This is a genomic window from Streptomyces guryensis, from assembly GCF_021261325.1.
Taxonomy (GTDB): domain Bacteria; phylum Actinomycetota; class Actinomycetes; order Streptomycetales; family Streptomycetaceae; genus Streptomyces; species Streptomyces guryensis.
The window spans coordinates 24,537-50,179 of sequence record NZ_JAJSBI010000001.1 but is presented as its reverse complement, the minus strand read 5'-3'; the positions used below and the strand labels follow the sequence as shown (position 1 = coordinate 50,179).

General features: G+C 69.3%; 23 protein-coding genes and 2 tRNA genes. 16 read left to right on the top strand and 9 right to left on the bottom strand.

Translation table 11 applies throughout. From position 1 onward, the window contains the following. Positions 1–223: 223 nt before the first annotated feature. Positions 224–2,101: a putative bifunctional diguanylate cyclase/phosphodiesterase gene (locus LJ657_RS00250; protein ID WP_232646033.1), complete on the top strand. Its 1,878-nt coding sequence runs from the start codon at positions 224–226 to the stop codon at positions 2,099–2,101. Here the strand turns inward: LJ657_RS00250 and LJ657_RS00245 are convergent. From LJ657_RS00245 to LJ657_RS00235, 3 genes are all read right to left on the bottom strand, one after another. Next, entirely contained in the window at positions 2,080–3,168 is a 1,089-nt protein-coding gene (locus LJ657_RS00245; RefSeq protein WP_232646032.1) for an LLM class flavin-dependent oxidoreductase, read from the bottom strand. The genes LJ657_RS00250 and LJ657_RS00245 overlap by 22 nt on opposite strands. Before the next feature lie 230 nt (positions 3,169–3,398). Beyond that, positions 3,399–4,130 (bottom strand): maleate cis-trans isomerase family protein, encoded by a 732-nt coding sequence (locus LJ657_RS00240; RefSeq protein WP_232646031.1) that lies wholly within the window; start codon positions 4,128–4,130, stop codon positions 3,399–3,401. Then, positions 4,127–4,924, bottom strand: coding sequence for a maleate cis-trans isomerase family protein (locus LJ657_RS00235; RefSeq protein ID WP_232646030.1), 798 nt, complete (start codon positions 4,922–4,924; stop codon positions 4,127–4,129). Before LJ657_RS00235 ends, LJ657_RS00240 begins: the two co-directional genes overlap by 4 nt. Before the next feature lie 151 nt (positions 4,925–5,075). On the opposite strand from LJ657_RS00235, the gene LJ657_RS00230 reads away from it, so the two are divergent. Both LJ657_RS00230 and LJ657_RS00225 read left to right on the top strand, forming a co-directional pair. Next, the gene (locus LJ657_RS00230) at positions 5,076–6,023 is read left to right on the top strand and encodes a D-2-hydroxyacid dehydrogenase (protein WP_232646029.1); all 948 of its coding nucleotides are present in this window, start codon (positions 5,076–5,078) and stop codon (positions 6,021–6,023) included. Positions 6,024–6,045: 22 nt separating this feature from the next. Continuing rightward, positions 6,046–7,485, top strand: a complete 1,440-nt coding sequence (locus tag LJ657_RS00225) for an amidase (protein ID WP_232646028.1) — start codon at positions 6,046–6,048, stop codon at positions 7,483–7,485. On the opposite strand, the gene LJ657_RS00220 is transcribed toward LJ657_RS00225, so the two are convergent. Then, positions 7,466–7,960, bottom strand: a complete 495-nt coding sequence (locus tag LJ657_RS00220) for a DUF3830 family protein (RefSeq protein WP_232646027.1) — start codon at positions 7,958–7,960, stop codon at positions 7,466–7,468. The two genes, LJ657_RS00225 and LJ657_RS00220, sit on opposite strands and share 20 nt — an antisense overlap. Positions 7,961–8,174: 214 nt before the next feature. Here LJ657_RS00220 and LJ657_RS00215 point away from each other — a divergent pair, with 214 nt between their 5' ends. The 9 genes from LJ657_RS00215 (at position 8,175) to LJ657_RS00175 (ending at position 14,304) form a co-directional block, all read left to right on the top strand. Then, positions 8,175–8,555, top strand: coding sequence for a hypothetical protein (locus LJ657_RS00215; protein WP_232646026.1), 381 nt, complete (start codon positions 8,175–8,177; stop codon positions 8,553–8,555). Positions 8,556–8,687: 132 nt separating this feature from the next. Continuing rightward, a complete protein-coding gene (gene ehuB, locus LJ657_RS00210) occupies positions 8,688–9,623 on the top strand; it encodes an ectoine/hydroxyectoine ABC transporter substrate-binding protein EhuB (RefSeq protein WP_372487781.1) in 936 nt (311 codons plus the stop codon). Then, on the top strand, positions 9,620–10,375 hold the full coding sequence (gene ehuC, locus LJ657_RS00205) for an ectoine/hydroxyectoine ABC transporter permease subunit EhuC (RefSeq protein ID WP_232646025.1): 756 nt from the start codon (positions 9,620–9,622) through the stop codon (positions 10,373–10,375). The genes ehuB and ehuC overlap by 4 nt, the downstream gene beginning before the upstream one ends. Further along, on the top strand, positions 10,372–11,022 hold the full coding sequence (ehuD, locus tag LJ657_RS00200) for an ectoine/hydroxyectoine ABC transporter permease subunit EhuD (RefSeq protein ID WP_232646024.1): 651 nt from the start codon (positions 10,372–10,374) through the stop codon (positions 11,020–11,022). The genes ehuC and ehuD overlap by 4 nt, the downstream gene beginning before the upstream one ends. Then, positions 11,012–11,827, top strand: coding sequence for an ectoine/hydroxyectoine ABC transporter ATP-binding protein EhuA (gene ehuA, locus LJ657_RS00195; protein WP_232646023.1), 816 nt, complete (start codon positions 11,012–11,014; stop codon positions 11,825–11,827). The genes ehuD and ehuA overlap by 11 nt, the downstream gene beginning before the upstream one ends. 181 nt (positions 11,828–12,008) lie before the next feature. Continuing rightward, positions 12,009–12,500 (top strand): hypothetical protein, encoded by a 492-nt coding sequence (locus LJ657_RS00190; protein WP_232646022.1) that lies wholly within the window; start codon positions 12,009–12,011, stop codon positions 12,498–12,500. Positions 12,501–12,763: 263 nt separating this feature from the next. Then, positions 12,764–13,099, top strand: coding sequence for a LuxR C-terminal-related transcriptional regulator (locus LJ657_RS00185; protein WP_232646021.1), 336 nt, complete (start codon positions 12,764–12,766; stop codon positions 13,097–13,099). 257 nt (positions 13,100–13,356) lie between these two features. Next, complete coding sequence (locus tag LJ657_RS00180) at positions 13,357–14,115, top strand: IclR family transcriptional regulator (RefSeq protein ID WP_232646020.1); 759 nt, start codon at positions 13,357–13,359, stop codon at positions 14,113–14,115. Between the two features lie 115 nt (positions 14,116–14,230). Beyond that, a tRNA-Lys gene (locus LJ657_RS00175) sits at positions 14,231–14,304 on the top strand. 136 nt (positions 14,305–14,440) lie between these two features. Here LJ657_RS00175 and LJ657_RS00170 read toward each other — a convergent pair. The 5 genes from LJ657_RS00170 to LJ657_RS00150 form a co-directional block, all read right to left on the bottom strand. Beyond that, a complete protein-coding gene (locus LJ657_RS00170; protein WP_232646019.1) occupies positions 14,441–16,102 on the bottom strand; it encodes a long-chain-fatty-acid--CoA ligase in 1,662 nt (553 codons plus the stop codon). Between the two features lie 40 nt (positions 16,103–16,142). Next, complete coding sequence (locus LJ657_RS00165; protein ID WP_232646018.1) at positions 16,143–16,661, bottom strand: DUF3592 domain-containing protein; 519 nt, start codon at positions 16,659–16,661, stop codon at positions 16,143–16,145. A gap of 126 nt (positions 16,662–16,787) precedes the next feature. Beyond that, positions 16,788–17,393: a lytic polysaccharide monooxygenase auxiliary activity family 9 protein gene (locus LJ657_RS00160; protein ID WP_232646017.1), complete on the bottom strand. Its 606-nt coding sequence runs from the start codon at positions 17,391–17,393 to the stop codon at positions 16,788–16,790. Between the two features lie 113 nt (positions 17,394–17,506). Beyond that, complete coding sequence (locus tag LJ657_RS00155; RefSeq protein ID WP_232646016.1) at positions 17,507–18,616, bottom strand: SPFH domain-containing protein; 1,110 nt, start codon at positions 18,614–18,616, stop codon at positions 17,507–17,509. A 101-nt stretch (positions 18,617–18,717) separates the two neighbouring features. Continuing rightward, positions 18,718–20,022 carry a peptidoglycan-binding protein gene (locus LJ657_RS00150; protein ID WP_232646015.1) on the bottom strand — a complete coding sequence of 435 codons (1,305 nt, stop codon included), beginning with the start codon at positions 20,020–20,022 and terminating at the stop codon, positions 18,718–18,720. A gap of 187 nt (positions 20,023–20,209) precedes the next feature. Between LJ657_RS00150 and LJ657_RS00145 the strand changes: the two genes are divergently transcribed. The 4 genes from LJ657_RS00145 (at position 20,210) to glxA (ending at position 25,627) form a co-directional block, all read left to right on the top strand. Continuing rightward, positions 20,210–20,283 (top strand) — tRNA-Lys (locus LJ657_RS00145). Positions 20,284–20,651: 368 nt separating this feature from the next. After that, the gene (locus tag LJ657_RS00140) at positions 20,652–21,368 is read left to right on the top strand and encodes a FadR/GntR family transcriptional regulator (protein WP_232646014.1); all 717 of its coding nucleotides are present in this window, start codon (positions 20,652–20,654) and stop codon (positions 21,366–21,368) included. 318 nt (positions 21,369–21,686) lie between these two features. Next, positions 21,687–23,693, top strand: coding sequence for a glycosyltransferase family 2 protein (locus tag LJ657_RS00135; RefSeq protein WP_232646013.1), 2,007 nt, complete (start codon positions 21,687–21,689; stop codon positions 23,691–23,693). Then, positions 23,690–25,627 (top strand): radical copper oxidase GlxA, encoded by a 1,938-nt coding sequence (glxA, locus tag LJ657_RS00130; RefSeq protein ID WP_232646012.1) that lies wholly within the window; start codon positions 23,690–23,692, stop codon positions 25,625–25,627. The genes LJ657_RS00135 and glxA overlap by 4 nt, the downstream gene beginning before the upstream one ends. Positions 25,628–25,643: the final 16 nt, after the last annotated feature.

The following is a 25,643-nucleotide window of genomic DNA, read 5'->3' as shown; positions in this document are numbered from 1 at the left end:
CGGGCAGAAGACCCGATCAGAGTCGACACCCCCGAAACGCTCACGGAACGTCACAAGCGGTCGGGGGCCCCAACAACCCGTCCAGCTGCGGGCAGAAACGATCTGCCAGAAGGGCCCCTCGATCGGGGACACTGGACGTGGGGTGGAAGGCCCTTGGGTCTGCCTCTATGATCGGCACACTTTCCTGCACGGACAGAGATCGAGTGCACTGCGGGAGCGAGCGGTGAGCGGAACGTCCGAAGGGCCGGCGCCCACGGCAGACCTCGACCGGGGCGCCGTAACAGAGAGTAATGACTATGCGTCTCCTCGTACCGAGTCGCTGACGACTCGTACGGAGCCGCCTGCGTACCACTCCGTCTTCACGGCTGCGCCTCTGGCCATGGCGGTCGTCGACCGCGAGGGGCTGGTGGTCAGCGCGAACGACGGGTTCGGCGCCCTGTTCGGCAGCGCCCCCGACGAGTTGGCCGGCCGCCTCGCCGCCGATCTGGTGGACCTGGCGTCCGACGCCCGCACCTGGCACGCGTACCGCGAGGTGCTGCGCGGCCGGGAGGCCAGACTGCGCTGTACGCGCCGTCTGAAGAGCCCCGACGGGCAGTCGGTCTGGGTCCAGGTCACCGTCTCGCCGCTGGCCGCCCACGACGAGGGCGTACTGCTGTCGCTGACCGACATCAGCGCCCACCGTGAACTCCAGGGCCGGCTACGTCACTTGCAGATGCACGACCCGGTGACCCGGCTGCCCAACCGCACCCTGTTCTTCGAACGGCTGACGGCCACGCTGGAGGCGGAGTCGTACGAGGAGAGCGGCACCGGCCGGATCGGCCTGTGCTATCTCGACCTGGACGGCTTCAAGGCCGTCAACGACACGCTCGGCCATCGCGTCGGCGACCGGCTGCTGGCCGCCGTGGCCGAACGCCTCACGCGCTGCGCCGACGCGGCGGGTTACGCCCGGACGAGCGCCCCGCTGGTGGCGAGACTCGGCGGCGACGAGTTCGCCCTGCTGGTGGAGGACTCGACGGGCACGGAGCAACTCGCCGATCTGGCCGAGGCGGTGCTGGAGGCGGTGCAGGCACCGTTCGACCTCGCCGGTCAGCGGGTGTCGGTGTCGGCCTCGATCGGCGTGGTGGAGCGGCGCGCGGCCGACACCACCGCCACCGCCCTGATGCAGGCGGCCGACACCACGCTCTACTGGGCGAAGGCCGACGGAAAGGCCCGCTGGACGCTCTTCGACCCGGAGCGCAACGCCCACCGTATGACCCGCCAGGCCCTCGCCTCCACGCTCCGCCCCGCCATCGAACGCGACGAATTCGTGCTCGAATACCAGCCGTTGGTGGGCATGGAGGACGGCCGGCTGCGCGGTGTCGAAGCCCTGATCCGTTGGAACCATCCCCAGTTCGGCATGCTGACGCCGAATCGGTTCATCGGACTGGCGGAGGAGGACGGCTCGATCGTGCCGCTGGGCCGCTGGATCCTGCGCACCGCGTGCCGCCAGGCGCGCCGCTGGCAGGTGGACCATCCGGACGAGCCGCCGCTGTTCGTGAGCGTCAATGTGGCGGTGCGTCAGGTCTGGGACTCGGATCTGGTGGCCGATGTGGCCGAGACGCTCGCCGAGACCGGGCTCGCGCCCCATCTGCTCCAGCTGGAACTCACGGAGTCCGCGGTGATGGGCTCGGCGGGCCGCCCCCTGCAAGCGCTCCAGGCCCTCAGCGCCATGGGCGTCGGCATCGCGATCGACGACTTCGGCACGGGCTACTCGAACCTGGCGTATCTCAGCCGGCTGCCGGTGTCGGTGCTGAAGCTGGACGGCTCCTTCGTACGGGGCTTCCAGTACGAGAGCGACAAGGAGGGCGCCGTCCCGCCGAACCCGGCCGACGAGGTCGTGGTCGAGGCGATGATCCAGCTCGCCCACCGCCTCGGAATCACGGTCACCGCGGAGTGCGTGGAGACGTCGGCGCAGGCGACCCGGCTGCGGCGGATCGGCTGCGACACCGGCCAGGGGTGGCTGTACTCACGGCCGGTGTCACCGGATCGCATCTCCGAACTGCTCGGGCCCGGCGAGGAGCAGGGCGCACACGCCGGGGATCAGGCGGTCGCCAACCCGTAGGCGTCCGCGATGAGTTCGTACGAGCGCAGCCGCACCTCACCGCTGTGGGCGTTGCCGGTGATCATCAACTCGTCGGCGCCGGTGCGCTTCTGGAGGTCGTCGAGGCCGGTGCGGACCTCGTCCGGGGTGCCGTGGATGACGTTGGAGTTCCAGGAGTCGACGAACTCCCGCTCCATCGGGCTGAATTCGTACGCCTCGGCCTCCTCGGGGGTCGGGACGAGGCCGGGGCGGCCGGTGCGCAGACGGACCATGTTGAGGGCGGCGGCCAGGACCTGGCGGCGGGCCTCCTTCTCGTCGTCGGTGGCGAGGGCGGAGACGCCGATGAGGGCGTAGGGGGCGTCCAGGACGGCGGAGGGCCGGAAGGACTCCCGGTACAGATCCAGGGCCGGGACGGTGTTCTGCGCGGAGAAGTGGTGCGCGAAAGCGAAGGGCAGGCCGAGGGCGCCGGCCAGGCGGGCGCTGAAGCCGGAGGAGCCGAGCAGCCAGATCGGCGGGCGGTGGGGGGACTGGACACCGCCGGGGGAGGTCGCCTGGACCGGGCCGGGGACTGCGTGGATACGGCGGTAGCGGTGTCCGTCCGGGAAGTCGTCGTCCAGGAAGCGGGTGAGCTCGGCGAGCTGCTCGGGGAAGTCGTCGGCGCCCTCGTGGAGGCGTTCCGTGCGGCGCAGGGCCGCGGCGGTGGCGCCGTCCGTGCCCGGGGCGCGGCCGAGGCCCAGGTCGACACGGCCCGGAGCCATCGCCTCCAGCGTGCCGAACTGCTCTGCGATGACCAGCGGCGCGTGGTTCGGGAGCATGACGCCGCCAGAGCCGAGGCGGATGCGTTCGGTGTGGGCGGCGAGGTGCGCGAGGATCACGGCGGGGGACGAGGAGGCCACCCCCGGCATGGAGTGATGCTCGGCCACCCAGTACCGGTGGAAGCCGCGGGACTCCGCGAGACGGGACAGGTCGACGCTCGTGCGCAGTGCATCGGTGGCGGTGCGCCCCGCGCCGACGGTCACCAGGTCCAGTACGGAGAGGGGCACGGGCGCGCTGCCCTGCGCGGTTCCCCGGATCTCGTCTGCCGTCACGTGAATGCCTCCTGTTAGCTGCGACGCCGTGTCCGCAAGCCCCTAACAGGAGGCACTCTCCGTTTTATTCCCAGGGGCCGACCAATTCCAGCCCCGGCCGACGAAATCCAGCCCCGGCCGACCAATTCCAGCCCTGGCCGATGAAATCCAGCCCCTCCGGCGTTTGAGGAGCGGGGGTCCGGGGGCTGGCCCCCGGGACGGGACGGGTAGAGGCGGCGGGGGCGAACCCCTCAGGCCTGCACAATCGGCTCCCGCGTGAACAAAGCACCCAGCATCGGCGCATTCACCCGCCGATCAGCCAACCGCAACGCCTCCCACACAGTGACCTGATTCGCGGTGAGCACCGGCTTCCCCAGCTCCTTCTCCAGCGCCGGGATGTGCGCAGCCGTATGCAGCGCCGTGTCCGGCAGCAGCAGCGCGTCCGCATCCGGACGGTCGGCCTCGCGGGCCAGCAGAAACACCTCCGCCTCCCCCCACGTCCCGACCTCCGCCGCCGTGATGATCCCGGCGCCACGGACGGACGTCACCTCCGCACCCCCCGCCCGCAGGAAGTCCGCGAACAGCCCGGCCACGTCCTCGGGGTACGTCGCCCCGACCGCCACCCGCCGCGCCCCGACCTCCTGCAGCGCGTGCACGAAGGCGAAGGACGTCGACGAAGCCGGCATCCCGGCGGCACGGGCCAGGGCGCGCACCTGCTCGTGGGCGCCCTCCCAGCCGTAGACGAAGCTCCCGCTGGTGCAGGCCCACACCACCGACTCGGCGCCGGCCATACGCAGCTGCTCGACCCCCGCCGCGAGCCGCTCGGCCGAGCCCATCTCCCGCAACGCGTCCACCCGGTGCGCGTCCTCGCCGATGTCGGTGTGGACGACGTCGAGGCGGATGTTGCTGCCGAGCAACTGCTCGATGCGTGGGTATTCGTCCTCCGCGGAGTGGCCGGGGTAGAGGAATCCGAGTGACGTCATGACCTGCCTTCCTGCTGCTGTTCGCCGTCCGGGAGCTGTGGCAGTACGGGGCCGGAGCGCGCCGCCGGATCGATCAGCGCCTGATACGGTCCCACCGCCCGGGTACCCAGTCGGGACAGCGCAGCCCACATCGTCACCTGGTTGGCCGAGATCACCGGGATGCGCAGTTCGGCCTCCAGTTGCGGGATGACGTCGTACGTCGGGAGGTTGGTGCAGCTGATGAACAGGACGTCGGCCGGCCGTCGTACCGCCTTGTGGGCCATGGCGACCACATCGCGGTACGGGACCTTCCAGATGTGCCGGGTCAGGCCCATGTACGCGCATCCGGTGACCTTGACGCCCGCCTCGGCGACGTACTCCTCCAGTGCGCGCGTCACCGACACGGTGTACGGCGTCACCAGCGCCACCCGCCGTGCGCCGAGCGCCACGAGGGCCTCCAGCAGAGCGCCCGAGGTGGTCACGGAGGGGATGGCACCGGCCCGGGTCATCGCCGCGCACATCGCGCGCTCCCCGGCGACCCCGCCGACGAAGCTGCCGGAGGTGCAGGCGTACGCGACGACCTCCGGCGCGACCGCGATCAGCGTGCGGACCGCGTCGTCCAGCGTCTCGTGCTCGCTCACCAGCCGGGCCAGGTCGAGACTCACCTCGACCGGTACGAAGGGCGTCCGCGCCAGATGCAGCGAGACGTCGTCCGGGACCCAGCGCCACAGCTCGCGGTCCAGAGCGAAGTCGAAAGGGGCGACCACACCCACACCCCGCTGGGGCAGTGGTCCACCGAGAAAGGAAACATCCATGGCAGCCATGGCGACCACCGCCTCACCGTGAGAAACAGCGGAGCAACGGACCCCCCATCGCACCCGTGTTGACGAAGGTAGGTTCGGGTGCGAGCGTGGTCAAACCTCGCATGTCAGACGGCCGCAACTTCCCGTAGAAACGGCTTTCCGCATGACCACCCCGACGCTTCTCGTCCTCGACACCGACCCTCTCCCCCGCCTCGGCAGACTCACCGGCCGCGCCCGGATCGAGCACGCCGACGAGTCGACGCTCGCCGAGCGCCTGCCGCACGCGGACGTCCTGCTGGTCTGGGACTTCGCCTCCCGGGCCGTACGTTCCGCCTGGCCGGGCGAGGGCCCGCGGCCACGCTGGGTGCACACGGCGAGCGCGGGCGTGGACCACCTGATGTGTCCGGAACTCGCCGCCTCCGACACGGTGGTCACCAACGCGCGCGGCGTCTTCGACCAGCCCATCGCCGAGTACGTCGCCGCGCTCGTGCTCACCATGGCCAAGGACCTGCCGCGGACCTGGGAGCTGCAGCGGGAGCGGACCTGGCGGCACCGCGAGACGCAGCGGATCGCGGGCACGCGCGCGTGCGTCGTCGGTTCCGGGCCCATCGGCCGTACGATCGCCCGCACGCTCAAGGCGCTCGACATGACGACGGCGATCGTCGGGCGCACTCCGCACACCGGCATCCACGGCCCGAACGACCTGGACCGGCTGATCGCCCGCGCCGACTGGGTGATCGCGGCCGCCCCGCTCACCGAGCAGACGTACGGCATGTTCGACGCGCGCCGCTTCGGCGTGATGCAGCCCTCGGCCCGCTTCATCAACATCGGGCGAGGCGGTCTGGTCGTCGAGGACGCGCTCGCCCAGGCGCTGACCAAGCGGTGGATCGCGGGCGCCGCCCTCGATGTCTTCGAGCATGAACCCCTCACCCCCGACAGCCCGTTGTGGGAGGTCCCGGGCCTGATCGTGTCCCCGCACATGAGCGGCGACACGATCGGCTGGCGCGATCAACTCGGCAATCAGTTCGTCGAGTTGTACGAGCGCTGGGAGGCGGGCAGACCACTGCTGAACGTGGTGGACAAGAAGCGTGGGTACGTACCCGGACGCTGAACCGCCGAGCGATGGAGGACAGATGACGGACCCCGGACTCGAACTCACCGACCTGACCGCCGCACGACTCGTCGAGAGCTACCGCAAGGGGGAGTTCAGTCCGGAAGAGGTCACGCAGGCCGCGCTGGAACAGGCCGAGCGGATCCAGCCAGAGGTGAACGCCTTCGTGCGCCTGCTCGCGGACCAGGCCCTCGCGCAGGCCCGGGAGTCGACGGGGCGATGGCGGCGCGGTGAGCCGAAGGGCCTGGTGGACGGCGTCCCGACGACCGTCAAGGACATCATCCTGCTGCGCGGCGCCCCCACCCTCAAGGGCTCCAAGACGATCCCGGAGCAGGGCAGTTGGGACGAGGACGCCCCGTCCGTCGCCCGGCTGCGCGAGCACGGAGCCGTGTTCATCGGCAAGACCACGACCCCGGAGTTCGGCTGGAAGGGCGTCACGGACTCGCCGCGGTCCGGGGTGACCCGCAATCCGTACGATCCGACCCGCACCGCGGGCGGCTCCAGCGGCGGCGCGGCGGCGGCCGTGGCGCTGGGCGCCGGCCCCCTCGCGCTGGGCACGGACGGCGGCGGCAGCGTCCGTATCCCGGCGGCGTTCTGCGGCGTCTTCGCCCTGAAGCCGACGTACGGCCGGGTGCCCCTCTACCCGGCGAGCGCCTTCGGCACCCTGGCCCATGTGGGCCCGATGACCCGGGACGCGGCGGACGCGGCGCTGCTCCTGGACGTGATCGGGGTGCCGGACCACCGCGACTGGTCGGCGCTGCCCGCGGCACCCGGCTCCTTCGTCGCCGGGCTGTCCGGCGGGGTGAAGGGCCTGCGGATCGCCTACTCGCCGTCCCTCGGCGGCCAGGTGGCGGTGCAGCCCGCGGTGGCGGCCGCGGTGCGGCGGGCGGTCGAACGGCTGGCGGAACTCGGCGCGTACGTCACCGAGACCGACCCCGACTTCACCGACCCGGTGGACGCCTTCCACGCCCTGTGGTTCTCGGGCGCGGCTCGGGTGACCCAGCAACTCGGTCCGGAGCAGCGCAAGTTGCTCGACCCGGGTCTGAGGGAGATCTGCGCGACCGGGGCCCGCCTCTCCGCCCTGGACTACCTCGCCGCGGTCGACGTCCGCATGGAACTCGGCCGCCGCATGGGCCGCTTCCACGAGTCCTACGACCTCCTCGTCACCCCGACGCTGCCCATCACCGCGTTCGAGGCGGGCGCCGAGGTGCCGAAGGGCTCCGGTCACCGGCGCTGGACGGGGTGGACCCCGTTCACCTACCCGTTCAACATGACGCAGCAGCCGGCGGCGACCGTCCCGGTGGGCGTGGACGGGGACGGTCTGCCGATCGGCTTGCAGCTGGTGGCGGCGCGGCACCGGGACGGACTGGTGCTGCGGGCGGCGCACACGCTCTACGAGGCGGGGATCGCGGCCGGCGTCACGCCCGGTGTCACGCCCGGTGTCACACCCGCCGGAAGCTGAGCGTCTCCCCCGCCGCCCCCGTGCGCCACAGGTCGTTGCAGGCGTCCGCCATCGCGTCGAGGCCCTCGATCACCTGACCCCAGACGATGCCCGGGACCCAGCCCACGTCCCCGTTGAGCAGCAGGTTGTTGCGCTCGTAGAAGAGGGCGAGGTCGACGACGGTGGTGTCGGGGCGTACGTCGGTGTCGTAGCCGTAGGCCTTGGTGCCCAGCTCCGTGCCGGCGAAGGAGAAGTAGCAGAGGTCGCCGGGGATGGGCGTGACCGTCGGGTTCTCCAGGGGCGGCTCCCGGTCGGCGAACGGCGGGAACAGCGCGTAGATCTCGTTGCGTGCGTATTTGGCGTGGTAGACGTCGCTGCTCAGCGGAAGGGCGTCCCACACCGCCGCGCAGGTGTGCGGCGCGCGCTCGTCGAGGAGTTTCGCCGTGCAGTGGACGCCCCGCTTGACCAGCGAGACTTCGATGTGACGGTCGGCCATGTGGTGCCCTCCTAGGGAGCTGGTTTCAGCCATGTGTGCCGCGCCGACGCCGCGATTGCCCGTTCGGTCACCTCCCCAAGAGCCAATGGCAGCAGTGGTGCCCGCGCCACAAGACTCTTGGTGCCCGCACAGGAGGAGGCCACGCGTGACCTCATGTGAAGCATCAGTACATCCCGCTGAAGCATCAGTACATCCCGCCCAGGAGGCTCCCTCGATGACCTCGCCGACCGCCCGCCGTCCCCGCATGACCCGGCTCGGGGTCCTGGCCGTCGCCGTGACCGCAGCGACGGCCCTCGGTGCCGCCCCCGCCGGGGCCGCGACCGCGACCAAGAAGTGCGGTGGTGGTCCCGCCAACTGCGTCCTCGCCAAGGTCCACCCCAAGAAGGGGACCGTGCGGGTGCGGATCGACAACACCGGAGGCAGCAAGCCGTACAAGTACGGCTGGGACCTGCGCCACAACGGCCGGATCGTGTGCTCCGGAGAGGTCCGCGAGCGCTGGCCGGCGAAGACCTTCACCTGCAAGAACATGCCGAAGGGGAAGCTGAAGCTGACGGCCTCGTACGAGAGGAACAGCACCGTCGCACTGCAGTGGTGACAGCTCCGCGCCGACGTGCCCGATGCCCGCGCCAGGGCATCGGGCACGTCCCTTTCATGGCCTGCACCCCACCTGGATCAGGGGCCACAAACGATCGGCATAGGTGCAATCGGTCTGGGTAGACGCGCGCCCATGGCTCCACCACAGGGCAAGAACTCAGTAAGCGACAAAAGAAGCGACGCACCAGGCATCCGGCGCCGCTCGCTGCTCGCGGGGGTAGCGGCGCTCGGCGCGGTGGGCACGATGGGCGCGACCAGCGCATGCAGCAGGGTGGCGACGGCGGACACCGGCGACGGCGGGCATCTGCTGGAACAGCTCCGGGCGAAAGGTGTGGTCCGGCTGGGCCTGGCGGGCGAACAGCCCTTCGGCTACATCGGCAAGGACGGAAAGATGACGGGCGAGGCTCCGGCCATCGCCGAGCGCATCTTCAAGCGGCTCGGGGTCGGCAGGGTAGAGCCGTTCGCGACCGAGTTCGGCTCGCTGATCACCGGTCTCAACTCCCTTCAGTTCGACTGCGTCGCGGCCGGCATGTACATCACTCCGGAACGCTGCGATCAGGTCATCTTCGCCGACCCCGAATACCAGATGCTCGATTCCTTCATCGTGCCGAAGGGAAATCCGAAGAACCTCCGCACCTACAAGGACATCGCCAGAACCGGGGCCAGGATGGCCACCGGCCTCGGCTACGCGGAGATCGACTACGCCAAGGAGGCCGGGGTCAAGCACATCACGACCCTGCCCGACCAGCTGGCCGGCCTCCTCGCGGTCGAGCAGGGCCGTGTCGATGTCTTCGTCGGCACGGCGGTCACCGTGCGCAATGTCGTGAACCAGAGCAAGTCCCGGAAGGTGGAGGGCACACCGGAAGTCACGCCGTATGTGAAGGGAAAGCCGGTCATCGACGTCGGCGCCTTCGCGTTCCGCAGCCCGGAGACCCATCTCCGTGACGCGTACAACCGCGAGCTGCACAAGATGAAGCGGAGCGGCGAACTCCTGGACGTCATGCGGCCCTTCGGGTTCACGAAGGACCAGATGACGACCATCACCGCCAAGGAGAAGTGCAAGCCATGAGCGAAATCAGCTGGGGTTTGTGGAAACTCCTCCTCAACGGCATATGGATCACGGTCCAGCTCACCGTCTACAGTGCGGCGCTCGCCGCCGTGGTCGCCTTCGCCATCGGCCTGGCGCGCACCCACCGGCTGTGGATCGTGCGTTTCGTCTCCGGCGCGTACTTCGAGATCTTCCGCGGCACCTCCGCGTTGATCCTGATGTTCTGGATCTTCTTCGTGCTGCCGATCGGCTTCGGCTGGCAGCTGGTCCCGATGTGGGCCGCCGTGCTGGCCCTGGGACTGAGCTACGGCGCCTACGGCTCGGAGATCGTACGAGGCGCCGTGAAGGCGGTGGCGCCGGCCCAGCGGGAGGCGGGCATCGCGCTCAGCTTCAGCCCCGCCCAGCAGCTGCGCAAGATCATCCTGCCGCAGGCCTGGCCGGGGATGGTCCCGCCCTTCAACAACCTGCTCATCGAGATGCTCAAGGGCAGCGCGCTGGTCTCGATCATGGGCGTCGGCGACATCACCTTCGGCGCCTCACTGGTGCGCAACGCCACCGGTCAGAGCGCGCCCGTCTACACGATCATCCTCGTCATGTACTTCGTGCTGGCGTTCGTCCTCACCCGCGGCATGCGCGTCGTGGAGCGGCACGCCAAGGCCGGCGTCGGCCAGGCCCCGCAGAAGCGCGAGGGTCTGCGGGCGCGGATGAACGGCGGCCAGGTGAACGACTTCGCGCGCTCCGGCGCGACTCCCGGCGGAGGTGCTGCCCAGTGAAGTGGGACTGGAACGCGGTCAGCGACTTCATGCCGATGTTCTGGCACGGTCTGCTGGTCACCCTTGAGGCACTGGCGCTCGGCGCCGTGCTCGCCTTCGTCCTCGGCCTGGTGTGGGCCATGATGCAGCGCTCCGAGCACGCCGCGGTGCGCTGGCCGGTGATGGCGGTCACCGAGTTCGTACGGAACACCCCGCTGCTGGTGCAGCTGTTCTTCCTCTTCTACGTGCTGCCGGAATGGGGGCTCACGCTCTCGGCGCTCACCACCGGCGTGATCGGCCTGGGCCTGCACTACTCGACGTACACCGCCGAGGTGTACCGCGCCGGCATCGACGGCGTACCCGTGGGCCAGTGGGAGGCGGCCACCGCGCTCAGCCTGCCCCGCGCCCGCACCTGGTTCGCGGTGATCCTGCCGCAGGCGATCAGGCGGGTCGTACCGGCGCTGGGCAACTACGTCGTCGCGATGCTCAAGGACACGCCGATGATCTTCGTGATCGGCGTGCTGGAGATGCTGGGCGAGGCCAGGCAGTACTCCGCCCAGACCTTCCACACCGTCGAGCCCATCACGATCGTCGGCATCGCCTTCATCGTCATCTCCTACCCGGCATCCCTTCTCCTGCGAGTCCTGGAGCGTCGTCTTGTCCGCTGACAGCAGCCCCTCGAAAGAAACGGTCAACCCCGCGGTGGACGGCAGCGAGCTGATCCGCTTCGACAAGGTCACCAAGCGCTTCGGCGGCAACACCGTCCTGGACTCCCTGGACTTCACCGTCTCCTCCGGCAAGCACGTCACGCTGATCGGCCCGTCCGGATCGGGCAAGACCACGATCCTGCGGCTGCTGATGACCCTGATCAAGCCCGATGAGGGCACCATCAAGGTCGGCGGCGAGTACCTCACGCACGAGGACCGGGGCGGCAGCCTCGTCCCGGCCGGCGAGAAGCACGTCCGTGAGGTGCGCAAGCACATCGGCATGGTGTTCCAGCAGTTCAACCTGTTCCCCAACATGAAGGTCATGCGGAACATCACCGAGGCCCCGATGCATGTCCTCGGCCTGTCCAGGGACGAGGCCGAGGAACGGGCCCGGGAACTGCTGGACCTGGTCGACCTGACCGAGCACGCGGACAAGTACCCGACCCAGCTGTCCGGCGGCCAGCAGCAGCGTGTCGCCATCGCCCGCGCCCTCGCCATGCGGCCCCAGGTACTGCTGCTCGACGAGGTCACCTCCGCGCTCGACCCCGAGCTGGTGGCCGGCGTGCTGGACGTGTTGCGCGACATCGCGCACTCGACGGACATCACGATGCTCTGCGTCACCCATGAGATGAACTTCGCGCGGGATATTTCCGACGATGTCCTCATGTTCGACGCGGGCCGGGTAATCGAGTCCGGTTCGCCGGAGAAAATATTCTCCGAGCCCGACCACGAGCGCACCCGACAATTCCTGAGCGCGGTCCTGTAACCGGCCCGAGGCGGTCGCGTGAAGGGTGAATGACTTTCCCTTCACACATTTTCCCAGCACGCGACTGCCCATAAGGGCATTGCCCTTCTGGACACCTCCCCAAGTCCCAATGGCGACCGGTGAAACGGCGTTGAAGAATTTCAACCACGTCACCGGTTCCGGCTACCTGGAGGTATCCCCCATGGCATTGACCACCGCTCGCCGCACTTCCGTGGGCCGCGTCGCAGCCGCAGGCCTGGCCGCCGCCGCGTCCCTCGCCCTGCTGGGAGCGGCGAGCCCCGCCGCCACCGCCGCACCGTCCGCCGGCACCGCGCACTCCGGTGCGACCGCCGTGGTCGGGAAGGACAAGTACGGCAAGTGGGTCGCGACCGGCCCGGCCCGCTACAAGTGCCGCGTCTACGTGGCGGTCAGCGCCGGCGGGACCGCCAACGGCGCGGCCTCGGGCGAGTGCAAGGTGCGGATGTCCCAGGTGGTGGTCGTCGGCATCAGCATCAACAACAACCACATCAAGCACACCACCGCGCGCGGCACCGCCAAGAAGGTGTACACCACGGCCGTGAAGGAGACGAACCCCCGGGGCAAGCAGAACATCTGCGCCTTCGCCTACGTCAACTCCCCCCTCGACGAGACGAACCCGGTGCGCAGCGAGGCGAAGGTCTGTGTCAAGGCCTGAGCCGCCACCCCCGCCCCCTCGCCGATACGGCCCGCCTGCCGAGGCGGGCCGTATCGCATTGCAGGCATTCCGCGGCCCTCGCGCGCCGACCGCAAATATCCCGCCCCTCCCGCACCCCTCCCCTCTCCGTAATTCGACCTCGCATCGCCCCCCGCACCCCTATCCCTTATCCCTGTGGATCTCGCCAATGGATCGCGGACGCGAAGGCACTGCCCTAGAGTGTTGGGCGAAGGTGAAGTAAAACGGGGAAGGTAACCATCAGCGTGCTGACCAAGAATGCCGAGCAATACAACTGCCACAACACACCGCACGAGCCCGGAGATCCACACTGCCCCTGTCGGCTCGCATTCCAGCCGGTCGAGACCGAACCGGCGGTGGACGAGCTGACGGACCGTGAGCGACAGGTCCTGGTCCTCCTCGGGGGCGGACTGCCCAACCGCCTCCTCGCCCGCCAGTTGGGCATCGCGGAGCGGACGGTCAAGGCCCATGTCGCGCACATCATCGAGAAGCTGGGACTGCGCACCCGGCTCGAGGCAGCGGTCGTCGCCAACCTTCACCACGATCTGATCTGCCCGGGCAGAAGCTCCCACAGCAGGTAGACGTCTCGCCCCGGGCCCGGAAATTTCTCGCCGCGACGCCGCCGCGTCGGGAGTTGAACGCAGTTCAATCCCCGAGGTCCGGGCCCCGGGGCATGACATCGGCATATGCCAGAGTGTCTGCGCCCCTGCTGAGAGCCGTGCGCCGGGGTCTGAATCTCGTCAACAACCGCTCACAACAAGCCGCTTGACCGTTATCGTGGAAGAGATTCGCTGTCCGCAATACGGCCCAGTTGTAGAGCGAGTGCAGGGGGACCACCGTGGCGCTGAAGCACGAGCCGACCGCGCCGTACCACTCGGCCCAGGACGCCCTGCGCGTCCTGGAGACCGTGGCACGGCACACCACCGGAGTCACCGACACCGAGCTCGCCAGGCTCACCGGCCTCACCCCGGAGCGTCTGACCACGCTCCTGAGGATGCTGCGCCGCGAGGGCTACGTCGAGCAGATCACCGACGGGGCCTATGTCACGGGCGACGCCCTCACCCGCCTCGGCTCCGCCCAGGGCCGTGAAGAGGCACTGCGCGACAAGCTCCAGCGCACCCTGGACCGGCTGCGCGACTCGGTGGGAGCGGCCGTGTACCTGAGCCGGTACGTCGATGGCGAGATCAGGATCGCCCAGTACGCCGACGGCCCGACCACCCCCGCGGTCAACGAGTGGGTCGACTTCCGCTACTCGGCGCACGCCACCGCGGTCGGCAAGAGCCTCCTCGGCCAGCTCGACCACAACAGCCGGCGCGACCATCTCTCCCGCCACAAGCTGGCCCGCCTCACCTCGCGCACGATCACCAGCGACCGGCTCCTGCTCTCCCGTCTGGAGTCCCAGCCGCCCACCGTGCCCCACCTGGACCTCCAGGAGTACGCGGTCGGCACGGTCTGCGCGGCCGTCCCGATCAGCGCCGGCTCCGCGGTCGGCTGCCTGGCCCTCTCCCTCCCCGTCGAGGACGCCCACCGTCTCCGCCAAGCTGCGGACACCCTGAACCGGAACGCGGCGCCGGTACTGCTGTCCCTGGCGATCTAGGGCGCTCCGGACGAATCGGAAGGTGGTCCGGAGCACCCCTCCGGACCAGGTACTATTTTCTTCGTCGCCGCCCGCGAGACACGGAAACGTACGAAGCGCGGTCGGCGGGAGTCATGCGCCGCTAGCTCAGTTGGTTAGAGCAGCTGACTCTTAATCAGCGGGTCCGGGGTTCGAGTCCCTGGCGGCGCACAAACGGTGAAGGCCCCTCGCAAACGCGGGGGGCCTTCACCTTTGAGGCAGGTCCCTCCCGGCTCCTGCACGGACGGCCGGCGGTCCGGGGGCCGGTGGCGAAGCCGCTGATGTCACGATCCCCGGGAGTGCGCAATCAGCGGGGCCGGGGGGTGGGTCCCCGGCGGTGGGCCTCTGAAGGGTTTCTCGTGGCAGCGAGAAGCGCCTCGATGTCTTCCCTGGTCAGCCTTCGGTACGGGGATGTCTGGTCGCCGGGCGGCCGCCACCACACGGGGTCGGCGCACCGGAACCCCTGCCGTCTGAGCTGCGCCCGGTGGATCTTGTTCGTGGCCGTGACCGGCATCCGGCGCACGACCCGCACGAACCGGGGCGCCATCTTCGTCCCGAGGTCGGGCTGGGCGGCGAGGAAGTCGGCGAAGGCCGCCGGATCGAAGTTCCCCGCGAGCGTCGCCATCACCTGGTCCCCGGTCACCGGGTCCGGCACGGCGTACACAGCGACCGCCTCGGCACCCCCGTACCGGGCGAGGATGTTCTCGATCATCGCGGCGGCCAGGTTCTCGCTGTCGACGCGGAGGCGGTCGTCGGTGCGGCCGGCGAAGTAGAGGTAGCCGTCAAAGTCGCGGTAGAAGAGGTCGCCGGTCCAGTACCAGCCGTCGTGCCGCCGCTCGGCCTCCGCCGCGGGATTGCGCCAGTACCCCTCGAAGGGGTTCGGCCCCTGGTTCACCAGCTCCCCTATGGCCTCGTCCCCGTTGACCAGCCGCCCGGCCGCGTCGAACACGGCGCGCGGACATTCCTTGCGCGACTCCGGATCGAGCACGACGAGCCCGGGCGCCGCCCGCCCGACCGCTCCGGACGGCGTTCCCGGCGACCACTGCACGGCCGCCCCGCCCTCCGACGACCCGTACCCCTCCACCAGCCGCACCCCGAACCGCCGCTCGAAGGCCGCCGCGTCCACCGCGCCCGCCTCCGTGCCGAAGCCGAGCCGGAGGGGATTGTCCCGGTCGTCCTCACGCTCCTCGGTGGCCAGGACGTACTGCACGGCCCGCCCCACATACGTGAAGTACGTCGCCCCGTACTGCCGTACGTCCGCCAGGAACCCCGACGCCGAGAACCGCCGCCGCAGCGCCACGCCCGCGCCGGCCGCCAGCGCGGGCGCCCAGTCGGCGATCACCGCGTTGCCGTGGAACATCGGCATGCAGACGTAGTGCACGTCGTCGCGCCGCACCCCGAACTGGCCGACGAGGGACGCGCCCGCGGCGGCCAGTCGCCCCTGGGTGCAGATCGCGGCCTTCGGAGCGCCGGTCGAGCCCGACGTGAAGTAGAGGAGCAGGCGTTCGTCGGGGGCCGCCCGGGAGGCGTCCGGTGCGGCGCCCGTATACGACGCGAGCAAGTCCCCGTACTCCTCGCTGTCGGTCAACAGGAGGCGTACGCCGGGGAGTTCGAGGTCGGCAAGGAGGGGGAGATGGGTGCGCTCGGTGATGACCATGCGGCATTCGGTGTGCAGGATGTCGCGGGCCAGCTCCGGGCCCCGGCGGGTTGGGTTGATCCCGGCGAGCGCCGCTCCCGCCAGCGCCGCGGCACCCAACCACAGGGGGTATTCAGGGGTGTTGTCGAGCAGCACCCCCACATGGGGCTCGGCGCCGGCCGGCAGCAGGTCGGCCAGCAGGGCCGCCCGGGCGGCGGCGCCCGCGGCCACCTCGTGGTGGGTGAGCGCGCGTCCCTCGAACCACAGGCCGGGACGGTGGTCCCCCCACCGCTCGGCTACGAGTTCCGCGACCGTGCGCCTGTTGGACTCCATGGCCGCGCACGGTAGTTGATGGACCGTCAGATGTGGAGGGTCACGGGGTCATCGTCACGCCGTCGACGACGGTGTTGGTCGTGTCGTCGGTGCTCTCGCCGAGGCCGAAGCCGAAGCTCTCGGACATCTGGTGGTACGTGACCATGAAGCCGACGCAGAACACGGCTATCACCCCGAGGAACGCCAGGACGGCGATGGTGGACGCCGCCAGCCCGGCCCGCCGCGGCGCCTTTGCCGTGGCGACGACCTCACTGCCCTCCCTGTAGTAGACGGTGACGAAGTCGCCCTCCAGCACCGTCGCCGGGCCGTCCTTCTCCTCGAAGCGGACGACGCGGCCGTCGCGGGCGGTGAACTCGTAGACGTGGTGCATCGTGGTGTGCACGGACGAGTCGCCACTGCCGCCGTGGGTCGTCGTGAACATCCGCAGACAGCGCCCCTCCGCCGTCAGCCCGCTGTTCCAGGCGCTGTTCATCTGCAGCGAGCGGCGCACCACGCTGTACGCGCCGAAGAGGACCACAGCCAGGATCAGGCTGGGCACGAGGTAGAAGAGCACGTCCATGGGGTCCCCCGGTCTGGGTACGCCGCCCCCGTTCGGTCGGCGTACCCGGAACGTACCCGCGGGTAGGGCGGAATTCGCTCAAGAAAGGCTCAGAGATCGAGGAACCCCGTACGGCCGCGTTCGGGATCAGAACGTGACGTCCGAGCAGGCATAGAAGGCGTTGCCCGTGTCCGCGATCGTCCATACGGCGACGATCACGTGGTGGCCGCTCAGCCCGGACGGCAGGGTGCCGCTGTGGGAGAGGGTGGCCGGGGGACGCTGCCCGTTGTAGGGGACGGTCAGGAACGGTGTCGTGTTGAGGTCGGAGCGGGCCAGGTCGTGGTTCTGGTTCCAGCCCTGCCTGGTGACGTAGTACTTGAAGTCGGTGGTGGCGTGCATGGCGGTGAACTGCCAGCGGAACGTGTAACTCTGCCCGCCCGTCACCCTGGTGGTGGGCCAGGCCCCGCCCGACGGGGTCCTCGGACTGTCGAGCTGGGAGAAGCGGGAGTTGCCGCCGGAGCAGATGGCACCGTCGGCCGGTCCGGCGGCGGGGAAGCCCTTGGGGCCCTCGACGCTCTGCGGCTCGTACTGGATCTCACCGCAGTTGGTCACGGTGCCGTTCTGGCAGAGCTTCTGCCTGCTGACCGGCAGGTCGGTGTAGCCGTGGCCGCTCGCGCCTCCGGCGGAGAGCACGAAGGCTCCTGCCGTGGTGAGTCCGAGCGCGGCGGCGTACCACTTGGCCTTCTTGCGCATGCTGCAGCTCCTGAAGAACGTGGGGAGGTTCCATGAGGCGTGCAGGTCTAGACCAAGTCTCAGATTATTGCCGTGCCTTGGCTGTGTCCATATATAAGACGTGTCCATGCCCATCACGGGCCCGGTTCGCCGCGCCCCGCACAGAACGCCACCGTCAGGTCCTTGACCAGCGCCTTGCGTTCGTAGTCGTCCAGTTCCACCAGGCCCCGCACGGTCAGCCGGGTCACGGTGTCCTCCACCGAGTCGACGACCGAGGTGAGCACACTCGCCCGCTGCTCCGCATCCATGGCCGCGATACGGCGGCGCTGCATCGCGGCGGCGACCTCTGGGGCGTACTCGACCCGGACCGGCTGCACCGAGAACACCTCCAGTCCGACCGGCGCCGCGTCCGCCGCCGTCAGCCGGGTGAGCACCTCCCCGACCGCCTCGATGGAACCCCTCGCCGCGCCGGGTGCCTCCACCGCGACCCGGGCGAGGGCCGCCTCCACGCACTCGCGCAGATAGGTCTCGTGGTCCTCGATGCCCAGCACCGCCCGTGCCGTGTCGCGCACCCGCCACACCACCAGCACCACCACGCGCAGCGCGACACCGTTGCCGTCGGCCGCGGGCATCTCCTCACTGCGCCAGTGCCGCAGCCGTACGTCGACCCGGCGGCGCAGCAGCAGCGGGTTGACCCACATCAGGCCGGTGCGCCGGACGGTCCCCCGGTAGCGGCCGTACAGCCCCAGCACCCAGGCCCGTCCGGTCCGGCCGCGCGCGAGTCCGCCGAATCCGAAGAAGCCCAGCGCCGCCGCGCCCGCGTAGGCCCCCCACTGCGCGGGGCCGAGCCCGGCCCCCGGGTCCGCCGGCAGCCGCAGCGCCGCCACCGCGAGGGACGGCAGGACGCCGGCCCACCACGAGGTCGCCACGCAGCCGGCCGCCCCGCAGGCCCCCGCGAGCACGCCCACCGTCGCGGGCAGCACCCTGGCGGGCCGCTCGCCCAGTTGGGGGTCGACCTCGGGCGCGGGCCGTGGCTTCGCCGGCGTGGGGCGCCGGAACCTCGGCTGTTCGCCCGTCCCCTGCCGGCGGCCGACCACCGTCGGCCTGAGGGGTACGGACACCGGGTCCTGTTCGTCGCGGAACAGCAGATGGACGGGGATCTCGGTGGTCGCCTCGTTCTGGATGAGGCGGCCGGGTCTGCCCGGTCCTTCGGACTCGGGCGTCTGTGAAGTGGTCGTACTCATGCGTGCCTCCAGCCTCCGCGCCAGATGCGTCACAACGGGTGGGTCGAACCAAACCGCTCGAACTGCTCGTAACCAGAAAAAGCCAGCACTGCCGGAAGGGCTCAGGAGAAGAGCCGCCGCCAGGTCTCCGGGCCCGGGACGCCGTCCGCCGCGCCGCCCCGCCAGCCCTGGGAGCGCTGGAAGTCCTCGACGTTGCGCCGGTCCTCCTCGTCCCAGTCCGGCCCCGGATCGGTCGTGTAGTACTTGTCGAACCCCTTCTTCACCAGCTGCTCTCCCAGCTGGGTGACATAGGGGTTGGAGGCGCCGGGGCGGAACATCGCCCGTCCCGGATAGCCCTGCACCCCGTGGGACGAAGGCACCTGCGGATCCGAGTCCTCGACACCAGCGATGTCCTTGCCCTTGCCCGAAACCAGCAGGTCCCAGGTCAGCGGCCCGGGCAGCCCGCCCGATTCCGCGCCCTTCCAGCCCTGGGCCAGCTGGAAGGCCCCGGTGGCCCGGCGGTCCGCGTCCGACCAGCGCGGGCCGGGGCCCATCGTGTAGTACCGCCCGGCACCGCGCGTGACGAGCATCTGCCCGAGCTGGGTCACGTACTTGTTGTTCGCGCCCGGGCCGAAATACGCCGCTCCCGGGTACGGCGTCGTCGCGGCAGCCGGAGGCTTCGGCTTGTCCGGACCCGCCGCGTCCTCCTTGAGCCCCTTGTAGCGGTAGGGGACGTAGCGGTCCGACTGGTGCCAGTAGGCGTACGGGGTGTCCTTCCGGCGGGTCTGCGGGGGCCGCTGCTCGTAGGCGAGGTACGAGGTGCGCGTGCTGTCCTTCCAGCCGCCGAAAATGACGACGTGCGAGCCTCTCTCCGGGTTCTGCGGATTGTGGAACAGCAGAATGTCGCCAGGCTGCAGTTCCTCCTTGGCGACGCGCTCCCCGAAGCGCTTCAGGCTGCCCGTCCATTCGTTTCCGGGCAGCCCCCAGGCCATCGAGACATAGCCCGAACAGTCCTGTCGGTAACCGTCGTACCAGTAGGCCTCCATGCTGTACGGCACCTTCGCGTCAACCCATGTCCTGGCCCGGGTGATGATCTCCGCGCGGGTGGTCTCGGGCAGCTTGACCGCACTCGCGGGCTCAAGGGGCGGACCGCCCCGGCCGTGCAGCGGAGCCCGGTGGCCCTGCGGGGTGGCGACCTCGCTGCCTGCGGAAACACCTGGGCCGGGGGGTACGTGCGGGGCGGCGAGCGCGGGTGCCACGTGTCCCGCGCCGAGGGCCGCGGACGCTGCGGCCGCCACGATCACGGCCCGGCGGGCCGCCGGATGACGTCCGGCCCGTGAATACGGCAGAACACTCCGCCAGTGCGCACATCCCGGGCAGTCGCAGTCGTTCGCCGGATCGAATTCCTCGAATACCGGTGCCGCCATGCGATTCCCCTCACACTCCAGATGAAAATGACCGGGCCTGTCCACGGTGATCAGTTTCCCAACGGTCTTCCCGACGCGCATGTTGACGGTCCGAATGATGTACAAGGGCCACCCGTGACCGGGGGGCCTCCGGGGGCGGGTGGTGCGGAGCACTCCCGACCGTCGGGTAGAGTTACGACGTCAGCAGGCGCCGCTAGCTCAGTTGGTTAGAGCAGCTGACTCTTAATCAGCGGGTCCGGGGTTCGAGTCCCTGGCGGCGCACAGACAGCAGAGGCCCTCCGCGGAAGCGGGGGGCCTTCGCCATGCGGACGGGCCCCCACCGGGGCCGGATCCCGCCCCCTCGGCGCCGCAGCGGCGGCTGGGGGTCCGGGGATCAGCCCCCGGCAGATGCAGCATCAGCGGGTCCGGGGTTCGAGCCCCCGGCGGCGCAGACAGCAGAGGCCCTCCGCGGAAGCGGGGGCCTTTCGCATGCCGGGGCGCGCAGAGTCTGGTGCGGTTCGGTAGCTCCGCAAGGGGCGCGGGGCTCTGTCAATGTGCGGCTCCGCCGCGTGGGCGCGACCAGCCACGACGCACCCGCACACGCCCGACGGCCCAGTCCCGCTCACCCAGCGGAGCACTACGTTCTCGCCATGGCAGCGCGCGACCTCCAGGAGCGGATCAAGAAGCTGATCATCGACCGCAGGCTGCCCTCCGGGGCCCCGCTGCCGACCGAGCCCGAGTTGATGGAGTTCCTCGGGGCGAGCCGGAACTCGGTGCGCGAAGCGCTGAAGGCACTGCAGGCGATGGGCATCGTGGAGATCCGGCACGGCTTCGGGACGTATGTCGGCCCGATGTCACTGGCCCCGATGACCGAGGGCCTCGCCTTCCGCACGGTCGCCGGGCACTACCGGGGAGAGGACTCCCTGCTCCAGCTGCTGGAGCTGCGCGAGGCGGTGGAGACGGGGCTCGTCTCCCGGCGCGCGGGACGGATCCCGGAGCCGGACCTCGTCGAACTCGACGTCCTGGTGAACCGCATGGAACAACAGGCCGCGCAAGGGGGCGCCGGCCTCGCGGACACCGACCGCGCCTTTCACGCCACCCTGTGGCGGGGGCTGGCCAACGTGCTGCTCGGCGAGGTCCTGGAGGCGTTCTGGGACGCCTTCCACCGCGTACAGACGGATCTGGGCGGTGCGCCGCAGGACCCCACGGTGACCTGCAGACGGCACCGGGACATCCTCGACGCGGTGCGGTCGGGCGACTCGGTCCGGGCGGAGGAGGCGATAAGAGAGCACTTCGGCAACATCCGCGCCCGGCTGTCCACAACTGGTCCACAGGACCCCCACGCGCGCCACAATGAACGCGTATGACCGGTAAACACCGCGTTTCGCATCTTGCGATCATGATGAACGCCGTAGAACCCTGTTTTCCAAGATGCTGCGGATACGCGGCAGTTGGGGGTCTAGTAAGCGGTTGCCGGGTTCGTGGGGATAGGGGGCCCCGTTCACGGGCAGATGCCGAGGGGGGCATCATGCAACCGGAAGGTCGCGGTTCCATGTCTGTGGGTGTGGAAAGTGTGGTGACTGCGGCCGGTCACTGATACGTCCGAGGGGAGTCGAGGGGGACTCGACCGCGGGCGGAAGGAACCAACACAACACGCGGCTGACCTGCGTGTGGGGGGATGACTCATGACGTCGACGCCGACGGGCGCCCGGCAAAACTTCGATCCGTCAGAAACCACCCAGCTAAGGATGCCTTCGCACCGGAACAGCCAGACGGGCCAGTTCCGCCGCATCAAGAAGACACTGCCGAGATACGACTACGAGCACTACAGCCGGCTGGCCGGCCCCCTCACCCAGCCCGACCCGAACAAGCCCTACAAGGTGCAGTACCGCTCGCTGCTCTCGCAGGAGCCGCACCGGCTGCGCGCCGCCCTCATGCTGGGCGCGGCGCCGCTGCTCTCGCTGATCCTGCTCGGCTGGCTGCTGCAGCCGGAGCACTGGACCGAACGCGAGTACCCCGCCTTCAGCCTCCTGCCGGCGCTGGACGTCGTGATGCTCGTCTCGATCGGTCTGATCGAGTTCTTCCGCTGCATGAACGTGCTGTCCAACGCGCACGCCACGCTGGTCGCCCGCGACCCCATCCCGGTGGTGCCGGAGACCGGCACGAGAGTCGCGTTCATCACGACGTACGTGCCCGGCAAGGAACCCCTGGAGATGGTGACGAAGACCCTGGAGGCGGCCGTGCGGCTGCGGCACCGGGGGCTGCTGCACATCTGGCTCCTTGACGAGGGCGACGACGCCGAGGTGAAGGCGGTCTGCGAGCGCCTCGGCGTGCACCACTTCTCCCGCAAGGGAGTCGAGGCGTGGAACCAGAAGAAGGGCCCGCACCGCGCGAAGACCAAGCACGGCAACTACAACGCCTGGCTCCAGGCGCACGGCGACGACTACGACTTCTTCGCCTCCGTGGACACCGACCACGTGCCACTGCCCAACTACCTGGAGCGGATGCTCGGCTTCTTCCGCGACCCGGACGTCGGCTTCGTCATCGGCCCGCAGGTGTACGGCAACTACGACAACCCCATCACCAAGGCGGCGGAATCCCAGCAGTTCCTCTTCCACGCCCTCATCCAGCGGGCCGGAAACCGCTACGGCGCCCCGATGTTCGTCGGTACGTCGAACGCCGTACGCATCAAGGCGCTCCAGCAGATCGGCGGCCTGTACGACTCGATCACCGAGGACATGGCCACCGGCTTCGAGATCCACCGGCACCGGAACCCGGCCACGGGCAAGAAGTGGCGGTCGGTCTACACGCCGGACGTGCTCGCGGTGGGCGAGGGACCGGGCGCCTGGACGGACTTCTTCACGCAGCAACTGCGCTGGTCCCGGGGCACGTACGAGACGATCCTGAAGCAGTACTGGAAGGGCTGGTTCTCACTGCCTCCGGGCAAGCTCTTCAACTACACGATGATGATCATCTTCTACCCGATGTCGGCCCTCAACTGGATCCTGGCGGCGCTGAGTTGTGCGCTGTTCCTGGGCCTGGGCGCCTCGGGTGTGAACATCGACCCGACGGTCTGGCTGATGCTGTACGGCAACGCGTCCGCGCTGCAGATCGGCCTGTACGTCTGGAACCGGCGGCACAACGTCTCCCCGCACGAGCCGGAGGGCTCCGGCGGTGTGGCGGGCATGGTGATGTCGGCCCTGTCGGCGCCGATCTACGCACGCTCCCTGATGGACACCGTGCTGCGCCGCAAGAGCAAGTTCGTGGTGACGCCCAAGGGCGACTCGGCCAGCCCGGACACGCTGTTCGGGACCTTCCGGATCCACCTGTTCTTCATCCTGGTCTTCGGCGGCTCGATCGCCGCCGGCTTCGCACTCGGGCACTCGCACCCGGCGATGATCATCTGGGCCACGTTCGCCCTGCTGATCACCGCGTCGCCGATCTTCGCGTGGCGGTACGGCCTCAGGCAGGCGAAGAAGCAGCCGCCCGCGCCGGTGTACGAGGAGCCGCAGGACTCGGCGGCGCCCGCTGCGGCGTACCAGCCGAAGCCGCTGCCCGGGCAGCAGGCGCCGCACTCACCGCACGGCTCGGGGCAGAAGCCCACCTGGGCCGCCTCCGGCGGGGGCCCGGGCGCAGGCAGCGACCAGACGATGCAGATCGCTCTCGGTGGATTTGGGGGACGTAAGGAATGAACGACCGTGCAGGCCGCCGCCGCGCCCGTCGACTCGCGATCGGCACGGCGGTGGTACTCGCGCTGGCCGGGATGAACGGGCCGTGGCTCTACCGCGTCGGCACCGAGAAATACCACCAGTACAAGATCAACAGACCTGAGTACAAGGCGGACAACGGGCACTGGGACATCATCGAGTTCCCCCCGGAATACCGCCAGGACACCATTCACGCGGCGCTGCTGCGCACCGGCAAGGTGCTGCTGATCGCGGGCTCGGGCAACAACCAGGACAACTTCAACGCGAAGAAGTTCGACACCCGGATCTGGGACCCGGTCAAGGGCACGATCAAGAAGATCCCGACGCCGAAGGACCTGTTCTGCACCGGCCACACCCAGTTGGCGAACGGCAATCTGCTGATCGCGGGCGGGACGAAGCGGTACGAGAAGCTGAAGGGTGACGTCACCAAGGCCGGCGGCCTGATGGTGGTGCACAACGAGAACCCGGACAAGCCGATGACCCTGCCCGCGGGGACGAGGTTCACGGGCAAGGAGAACGGCAAGACCTTCGTCTCGAAGGACCCGGTGCTCGTGCCGCGCGCGAAGAAGGTCTTCGACCCGAAGACCGGCAGGTTCCTGCGCAACGACCCCGGTCTGGGGCGTATTTACGTCGAGGCGAAGCAGAGCGGGACGAAGTACGAGACCGGTACTCAGGACAACTACCGGATCCAGGGCCTGACCGGCACCGACGCACGCAACACCTACGGCATCGCGCAGAAGCTCGCCCTCGACAAGAAGGACTTCCAGGGGATCCGGGACGCCTTCGAGTTCGACCCGGTCGCCGAGAAGTACATCAAGGTCGACCCGATGAACGAGGCCCGCTGGTATCCGACGCTGACGACACTGAGCGACGGCAAGGTCCTCAGCGTGTCCGGTCTCGACGACATCGGTCAGCTGGTGCCGGGCAAGAACGAGATCTTCGACCCGAAGACCAGGAAGTGGACGTACACGTCGACGATCCGGCAGTTCCCGACGTACCCGGCACTGTTCCTGATGCAGAACGGCAAGATCTTCTACTCGGGGTCGAATGCGGGGTACGGGCCGGACAACGTGGGCCGCGATCCGGGTGTTTGGGACGTCGACACGAACAAGTTCAGCAAGCTGCCCGGGCTGAGTGACGCGGGCGAGATGGAGACGTCCGGCACGGTGCTGCTGCCTCCGGCACAGAACGAGAAGTTCATGGTGATCGGGGGTGGCGGGGTCGGCGAGTCCAAGCTGTCCAGCAACAAGACGCGGCTGATCGACCTGAAGGACAACAACCCGAAGTTCGTGGACGGGCCGACGTTGGAGAAGGGGACCCGGTATCCGCAGTCCTCGGTGCTGCCCGACGACACGGTGCTGGTGTCCGGCGGGTCGGAGGACTATCGCGGGCGCAGCGACTCCAACATCCTGCAGGCCCGGATCTACCACCCGGACACCAACACGTTCAAGAGGGTCGCGGATCCCGAGGTGGGGCGGAACTACCACTCGGGGTCGATTCTGCTGCCGGACGGCCGGGTGATGTTCTTCGGGTCGGACTCGTTGTACGGGGACAAGGCGAACACGAAGCCGGGGAAGTTCGAGCAGCGGATCGAGATCTACACCCCGCCCTATCTTTACCGGGATTCGCGGCCGTCGTTGTCCGGGGGGCCGCAGACCATCGCTCGGGGCGGGTCGGGGACGTTCACGTCTCCGCAGGCTTCGGCGATCAAGAAGGTGCGGTTGATTCGGCCAAGCGCGTCGACGCATGTGACTGATGTCGATCAGCGGTCCATTGCTTTGGACTACAAGGTCTCCGGCGACAAGATCACGGTTACTGTGCCGGAGAACCGGAATCTGGTGACGTCCGGCTGGTACATGCTGTTTGTCGATGACGATCAGGGGACGCCGAGTAAGGCGCAGTGGGTGAAGGTGCCGTAGCGCTCCCGCGGGCTGG